This is a genomic window from Nocardioides sp. (assembly GCF_030655615.1).
Lineage (GTDB): Bacteria > Actinomycetota > Actinomycetes > Propionibacteriales > Nocardioidaceae > Nocardioides.
Map to the genome: position 1 here is coordinate 1 of NZ_JAURVJ010000075.1, position 6,478 is coordinate 6,478.

At 73.7% G+C, this 6,478-nt stretch carries 8 protein-coding genes; 3 read left to right on the forward strand and 5 right to left on the reverse strand.

The window, feature by feature from the left end; translation table 11 throughout:
• The 4 genes from Q7T52_RS06360 to gcvT all read right to left on the reverse strand — a co-directional run.
• Positions 1 to 595 (reverse strand): hypothetical protein (locus Q7T52_RS06360; protein ID WP_304800521.1); only part of this gene is annotated, 595 nt, incomplete at its 3' end.
• A gap of 10 nt (positions 596 to 605) precedes the next feature.
• Positions 606 to 1,397 (reverse strand): aminoglycoside adenylyltransferase domain-containing protein, encoded by a 792-nt coding sequence (locus tag Q7T52_RS06365; protein ID WP_304800523.1) that lies wholly within the window; start codon positions 1,395 to 1,397, stop codon positions 606 to 608.
• 1 nt (position 1,398) lies between these two features.
• Positions 1,399 to 1,668: a hypothetical protein gene (locus tag Q7T52_RS06370; RefSeq protein ID WP_304800525.1), complete on the reverse strand. Its 270-nt coding sequence runs from the start codon at positions 1,666 to 1,668 to the stop codon at positions 1,399 to 1,401.
• Positions 1,669 to 2,811 carry a glycine cleavage system aminomethyltransferase GcvT gene (gene gcvT / locus Q7T52_RS06375; RefSeq protein ID WP_304800527.1) on the reverse strand — a complete coding sequence of 381 codons (1,143 nt, stop codon included), beginning with the start codon at positions 2,809 to 2,811 and terminating at the stop codon, positions 1,669 to 1,671. It abuts the gene before it with no gap.
• Between the two features lie 68 nt (positions 2,812 to 2,879).
• Here gcvT and Q7T52_RS06380 point away from each other — a divergent pair, with 68 nt between their 5' ends.
• Complete coding sequence (locus tag Q7T52_RS06380; protein WP_304800529.1) at positions 2,880 to 4,376, forward strand: leucyl aminopeptidase; 1,497 nt, start codon at positions 2,880 to 2,882, stop codon at positions 4,374 to 4,376.
• Here Q7T52_RS06380 and Q7T52_RS06385 read toward each other — a convergent pair.
• Entirely contained in the window at positions 4,373 to 4,747 is a 375-nt protein-coding gene (locus Q7T52_RS06385) for a hypothetical protein (protein ID WP_304800530.1), read from the reverse strand. The two genes, Q7T52_RS06380 and Q7T52_RS06385, sit on opposite strands and share 4 nt — an antisense overlap.
• A gap of 135 nt (positions 4,748 to 4,882) precedes the next feature.
• On the opposite strand from Q7T52_RS06385, the gene lpdA reads away from it, so the two are divergent.
• Together lpdA and Q7T52_RS06395 are read left to right on the forward strand one after the other, a co-directional pair.
• Positions 4,883 to 6,268 carry a dihydrolipoyl dehydrogenase gene (gene lpdA, locus Q7T52_RS06390; RefSeq protein ID WP_304800532.1) on the forward strand — a complete coding sequence of 462 codons (1,386 nt, stop codon included), beginning with the start codon at positions 4,883 to 4,885 and terminating at the stop codon, positions 6,266 to 6,268.
• 17 nt (positions 6,269 to 6,285) lie between these two features.
• Positions 6,286 to 6,478, forward strand: a 193-nt coding sequence (locus tag Q7T52_RS06395; protein WP_304800535.1) for a biotin/lipoyl-containing protein, incomplete at its 3' end; no start/stop codon positions are given.

The window sequence follows — 6,478 nt, forward strand, 5'->3', positions numbered from 1 at the left end:
CACCGACCGCGACGGTCACCGCGACCGTGGCGGCGACCAGCCCGGCCACGAGGCCTGCGACCGCCAGGCCCCGGCCCTGCCGGCGCCGGCCGTCGGACAGCCCGCGGGCCTCGTCGAGGTGGGCGTCGCCGACCGGGATCGCCACGGCCACCCGGGCCAGGTCGTCGCGCCACGCGCCGACGAGCGGGGACGACACGGCGGGTCCGAGGACGTCGTCGAGCTGGTCGGAGGTCAGCCCGGCGACGGCTCCCACGACCAGACGCGCCCGCTCGGCCGGCGGCAGCACATCCAGCAGCACGAGGGCCTCCGGGACACCGGTGCCGTCCAGGTCCTCGTCGACCTGCAGGTCCGCACGGCGCCACCACGCGGTGCGGTCGGCCTCCCAGACGTCGACGACCTCGGCGGCGAGGACGGCGTCGAGGTCGAGCCACTGGTCGTCGGCGCTGCGGTGGAACAGCCGCCCCACGGCCTCCGTGGCGAGCGCGACGGCGTGCCGCGGTGGCGCACCCAGGAGCACGAGCGTGCGCACCACGACCGGCCAGCGGCCGTCGGCGTATGCCGCGACCTCACCGGGATCGGGGCGCTGCTCGGGCACTGTCGCCTCCTCAGGTCGCCGTACCCTCCGCCACGACGTGGGCGGTCAGGTCCGCGACGTCGCGCCCCCGCAGGGCCGGGTCTCCAGGGTATTCGTCGCGGCCGCCCTCGCGGATCCTCAGCGCCTCGCGCAGCACGCGGCGCCAGCGGACGTCGTACGCCTCCAGCGCCCAGCGCCCGGCCCGCGACTTGGCCGTCATCCGCCGCGTGACGAGGAGGTGGTGCAGGCGGGTGGCGCCGAGCACGCACCACGTCGTCGTCTCGTCGTCCACCAGCTCCGCCGGCCCGCTCGCCAGCCGGTCGGCCCAGCCGCGCCAGTAGGTGTCGAGGTTGCTACGCGTGTGGGCGAGGAGCCGGTCCTGGTCGGTCCAGACGTCCGGCAGCGCGGGCCCGTGCACGGTGACGCCGCCGGCCGCGAGCTCGGCCCAGGCGACCAACGGCTCCGTCGGGCCGGCCGGGTCGAAGCGGCGCATCAGCACCGACGGCACCGGCGGCAGCAGGTCGGGGTCGCGCTCGAGGTCGCCGGCGACGACGTGCGCTCCGTCGAAGAAGACGTCGGGGTGCGCCGCCGCCGTGGCGACGTGGGCGACGCGGAGGGCCTCGACCTCGGCGGCACCGGGCCGCTGCGCCAGGACCGCGACGAAGTCGACGTCGCTCCGGCCGGGCACCCACTCGCCGAACGCGAGGCCGCCGCGCAGGTGCAGGCCGGTGACGAGCCCGTCGGGCACGGCGCCGAGGAACGTGTGGCAGACCGCGCTGACCGGCCCGGGCAGCCCCGACAGCCCTGACAGCCCGACCGCCACGTCAGGCGTGCAGCGACATCGGTCCGTAGACGCGGCGGTCGTGCTCGAAGAGCACCACCTGGTCGACGCCCGCGGCGGCGAGGTCGCCGAACGTCTCGCCCACCCACGACTCGGCGTCGGCCTGGCTCGCGAAGCGCTGCTCGACGAGCTCGGCGGACCCTTCGCCCGTCGGCGTCACCTCGGTGCCTGCAGCGTCCTCGAGACGCCACGACCACGGCCGCTCGGCGGCGGTGGGACGACGGAAGGTCTGCGGCTGGTCGGGCAGGTTCATTCAGGACTCCCGGACGGAGGTGTCGACGAAGGGCAGCGGTCGGATCTGGAACAGCTCGCGGCGACCGCGTACGTCGACCCCGACCTGGGCGTCGGGGTTGACGACCGACGAGAGCAGCGCGAGGGCGATCCCCTTCCTGAGCGTCGGCGAGAACGTGCCGGACGTGATCTCGCCGAGCAGGACGTCGGGGACCAGGCTGACGCTCATGTGGGGCCGCGGGATCGCGCGGCCGGTGGACTCCAGGGCGACCAGGCGCCGGCGCGGGCCGGCCTCCTTCTCGGCGACGAGGGCGTCGCGGCCCCAGAAGGCGTCCTTCTTCCACCCGACGGCCCAGCCGAGGCGCGCCTCGTTGGGCGTGACGGACAGCGAGATGTCCTGGCCGTGCAGCGGGTAGCCCATCTCGGTGCGCAGGGTGTCGCGGGCGCCGAGGCCGCACGGCGCGAGCCCGAACGGCTCGCCGGCCGTGAGCAGCGCGTCCCACAGCTCGACGGCGATCGCGTTGGGCGCGACCAGCTCGTAGCCGCGCTCGCCGGTGTAGCCGGTGCGGCAGACCGTGACGGTGCTCGACCGGTCGCCCGAGCCGCCCGGGTCGCCGTACGACGCCTCGACGAAGCTCATGTAGTCGTGGCCGGTCGGCAGCCCGACGGCCGCGAGGACCTCGTCGGACCTCGTGCCCTGCACGGCGAGGACGACGTGGTCGCGGTGCTGGTCGGTCACCTCGACGCCCTCGGGTGCGGCGGCGCGGAGCCGGCGGACCACCTCGGCGGTGTTGGCGGCGTTGGGGATGAGGAAGACGTGCTCGTCGTCGCGGTAGTAGGCGATGAGGTCGTCGACGATGCCGCCGGTCTCGTCGTCGCAGCACAGCGTGTACTGCGCCTTGCCGGGCGCGATCTTGTGCAGGTCGTTGGACAGGGTCGCGTTGACGAACTCGGCCGCTCCCGGCCCGGCGACGAGCGCCTTGCCGAGGTGGCTGACGTCGAAGATCCCGACCGCGGTGCGGACGGCGGTGTGCTCCTCGACGACCCCGGCGTACTGCAGGGGCATCGACCACCCGCCGAAGTCGGCGAACTTGGCGCCCAGCGCCAGGTGACGGTCGTGGAGCGGGGAGCGCAGGGGCTCCTGGGGGCCGGACGCCTCGGACATGGCTCGCAACCTACCGTCCGCTCCCCCGGGCGCGGTGCGCACGGTCACCCGCGTCGTAGGCTCCCCGGATGACGACGTGGACCCTGCGCAGCGCCAGCCCCGCCAAGACCCGCTGCGACGCGGTGGTCGTGGGGGTGCTGTCCGGCGGTGCCCGGCCGCGGCTGGCCCCGGGCGGCGACGACGTCGCCGAGGCCTACGGTCGCAAGCTCGCACCGCTCCTCGCGACGCTGAGCGTGACCGGCAAGGCCGGCGAGGTCGTCAAGGTCCCGACGTCCAAGACCATCGCCTCGCCGGTGCTGGTGCTGGTCGGGCTCGGCCCCGAGGTGACCCCCGCCGGCGTACGACGGGCCGCCGGCGCCGCGGCCCGCGCCGTGTCCAACGCCGCGTCGGTCGCCATCGCGCTGCCGGCCGACTCCGCGTCCCTGGTGCGCGCGGTCACCGAGGGCTGGACCCTCGGCGGCTACACCTTCACGACCTACAAGAAGAGCGCCGGCGAGAAGAAGAGCCCCGGCGAGCTCGTCGTGCTGAGCCCCGCGGCCCGCAAGAAGGACGTCGTCGCGGCGTTCGCGGAGGCCCAGGTGCTCGCCGGCGCCGTCGCCCTCACCCGCGACTGGGTCAACACCCCGCCCAACGACCTGCGCCCCCCGTCGTTCGCCGACGCCGTCGTGGCCGCGGTCAAGGCGCGTCCGCGCGGCGCCGCCAAGGTGACGGTCAAGGTCCTCGACGAGACCGAGCTCGCCGAGCTCGGCTGCGGCGGCATCCTCTCGGTGGGCCAGGCCTCCGACGCCCCGCCGCGCCTGGTGCAGCTGACCTACGCCCCCAAGGACGCCACCCAGCACCTCGCGCTCGTGGGCAAGGGCATCACGTTCGACACCGGGGGCCTGTCGATCAAGCCCGCCGCCAACATGCACGAGATGAAGTCCGACATGGCCGGCGCGGCCGCCGTCATCGCCGCCACGCTGGCGATCGCCGACCTGGGGCTCCCGGTCCAGGTGACGACCTACGCCGCCATGGCCGAGAACATGCTCGGCGGCGCGGCCACCCGCCCGGGCGACATCGTGACGATGTACGGCGGCACCACCGTCGAGATCCTCAACACCGACGCCGAGGGCCGGATGGTGCTCGGCGACGCCCTGGTCCTGGCCACCGAGCAGGAGCCCGACGTCATCCTCGACGTCGCCACCCTGACCGGCCACATGGTCGTCGCGCTCGGCGACCGCGTCGGCGGCGTCCTGGGCGACCAGACGGTCGTCGACGCCGTGCTCACCGCGGCCGCGGTCGCCGGCGAGGACCACTGGCCGATGCCGATCCCCGAGGCCATGGACGAGCGCATCCACTCCAGCAAGATCGCCGACCTCGCCCAGCACGACTGGATCCGCTGGGGCGGTGGCCTCTACGCCGCGGCCTTCCTGCGCGAGTTCACCGCGGGCCTGCCCTGGGCCCACCTCGACATCGCGGGCCCGGCGTACACCTCCGGTGGCCCCAACGGCCACGTCACCAGCGGCGGCACCGGCTTCGGCGTCACGACCCTGGTGGAGTACGCGCGGTCGCTCGCCTCGAGCTAGAGGCCAGGCTGGCGCCTCTGCTGCTTCATCCGCGAGTTGTAGTCACGCATCCGCTGCGGGATGCCGACGACGGCGGCGTCGTAGGAGGGCACCTGGTGCTTGTTGCAGAAGTCGTGGGCCCACTTGACCGACGGCACGCGGCGACGCGTCCACTCGCCGTCGTGGGCGACCAGGAGCAGCGTGACCTCGCTGACGGCGGTGCGCGGCTCGACGAAGCCCTCGACCCCGCGACGCTCCCCGACCCAGGTGTCGAGGTGGAGCACGTCGACCTTGTCGGAGGCGCGAACGGTCGTGGAGCCGGTGCGCAGGCCGCCGGTCGGGCGGCTCACGCGGGTGCGGGACCCACGGCGGAAGCGGTCGAGGAAAGCCATGGCCCCAGTCTGCCTTCCCGCGCTGCCGGGGCGCGGTAGAACGCCCCGGGAACGCCCTTGTCGCCAACATCACGCGTAGTGCAAAGATGGACGGACGAGCGCACCGGAGCGCTCCCGAACCCCGGAAGGACCAGCGTGGCCGACTTCGACGTCCTCGTCCTCGGAGCGGGTTCGGGCGGCTACGCCTGTGCCCTGCGGGCGGCCCAGCTCGGACTGAGCGTCGGGCTGGTCGAGAAGGGCAAGCTCGGCGGCACCTGCCTCCACGTCGGCTGCATCCCCACCAAGGCGCTGCTGCACGCGGCCGAGGTCGCCGACAGCGCCCGTGAGTCCGAGCAGTTCGGCGTCCGCGCCACGCTCGAGGGCATCGACATGCCGGGGGTCAACAGCTACAAGGACGGCGTCGTCTCGCGGCTCTTCAAGGGCCTGGCCGGGCTCATCAAGGGCCGCGGCATCACCGTCCTCGAGGGCGAGGGCAAGGTGACCGGCGACCGCCAGGTCACCGTCACCGGCAGCGACGGCCAGGAGGTCCACACCGGCAAGCACCTCGTGCTCGCCTCGGGCTCCTACGCCCGGTCGCTGCCCGGCCTCGACGTCGACGGCACCCACGTCATCACCTCCGAGCACGCGTTGCGCCTCGACCGCGTGCCCGCGTCGGTCGTCGTCCTCGGCGGTGGCGTCATCGGCTGCGAGTTCGCCAGCGTGTGGCGCAGCTTCGGCGCCGAGGTCACCATCGTCGAGGCGCTGCCCCGGCTCGTCGCGGCCGAGGACGAGGCGTCGTCCAAGGCGCTCGAGCGTGCGTTCCGCAAGCGCAAGATCGCCTTCCGCACCGGCACCCCGTTCCAGAGCGTCGAGACCACCGACGACGGCGTCGCCGTCACCGTCGAGGGGGGCGACGTCATCGAGGCCGAGCTGCTGCTCGTCGCCATCGGCCGCGGCCCGGCGACCGACGGGCTCGGCTACGAGGAGGCCGGCGTCGCCATGGAGCGCGGCTTCGTGCTCGCCGACGAGCGCTGCCGCACCAACGTCGAGGGCGTCTACGCCGTGGGCGACATCGTCCCGGGGCTCCAGCTCGCCCACCGCGGTTTCCAGCAGGGCATCTTCGTGGCCGAGGACATCGCCGGCCTCGACCCGCAGCCGATCGACGAGACCGGTATCCCCCGCGTGACCTACTCCAGCCCCGAGATCGCCTCCGTCGGGCTCGACGAGGCGGCCGCGCGATCGACCTACGGCGACGACGGCGTCGAGACCCTCACCTACGACCTCGGCGGCAACGGCAAGTCCCAGATCCTCAAGACCCAGGGCTTCGTCAAGCTCATCCGCCGCAAGGACGGTCCCGTCGTCGGCGTCCACCTCGTCGGCGACCGGGTCGGCGAGCTCATCGGCGAGGCCCAGCTCATCTACAACTGGGAGGCCTTCGCCGAGGACGTCGCCCCGCTCGTGCACGCCCACCCGACCCAGAACGAAGCCCTCGGCGAGGCCCACCTGGCCCTCGCCGGCAAGCCGCTCCACGCCCACTCCTGAAGGGGAACAGCCCACCCATGGCCACCGAAGTCAACCTCCCGGCACTCGGGGAGTCCGTCACCGAAGGCACCGTCACCCGCTGGCTCAAGCAGGTCGGTGACAGCGTCGCGGTCGACGAGCCGTTGCTGGAGGTGTCGACCGACAAGGTCGACACCGAGATCCCCTCGCCCGTCGCCGGCACGCTGCTGGAGATCAAGGTCGAGGAGGACG

What these genes read in the sequence shown, in the direction of transcription:
- Q7T52_RS06370 (WP_304800525.1), bottom strand. Translation starts at nt 1,668, where the DNA reads ATGAACCTGCCCGACCAGCCGCAGACCTTCCGTCGTCCCACCGCCGCC.
- gcvT (WP_304800527.1), bottom strand. Translation starts at nt 2,811, where the DNA reads ATGTCCGAGGCGTCCGGCCCCCAGGAGCCCCTGCGCTCCCCGCTCCAC.
- Q7T52_RS06380 (WP_304800529.1), top strand. Translation starts at nt 2,880, where the DNA reads ATGACGACGTGGACCCTGCGCAGCGCCAGCCCCGCCAAGACCCGCTGC.
- Q7T52_RS06385 (WP_304800530.1), bottom strand. Translation starts at nt 4,747, where the DNA reads ATGGCTTTCCTCGACCGCTTCCGCCGTGGGTCCCGCACCCGCGTGAGC.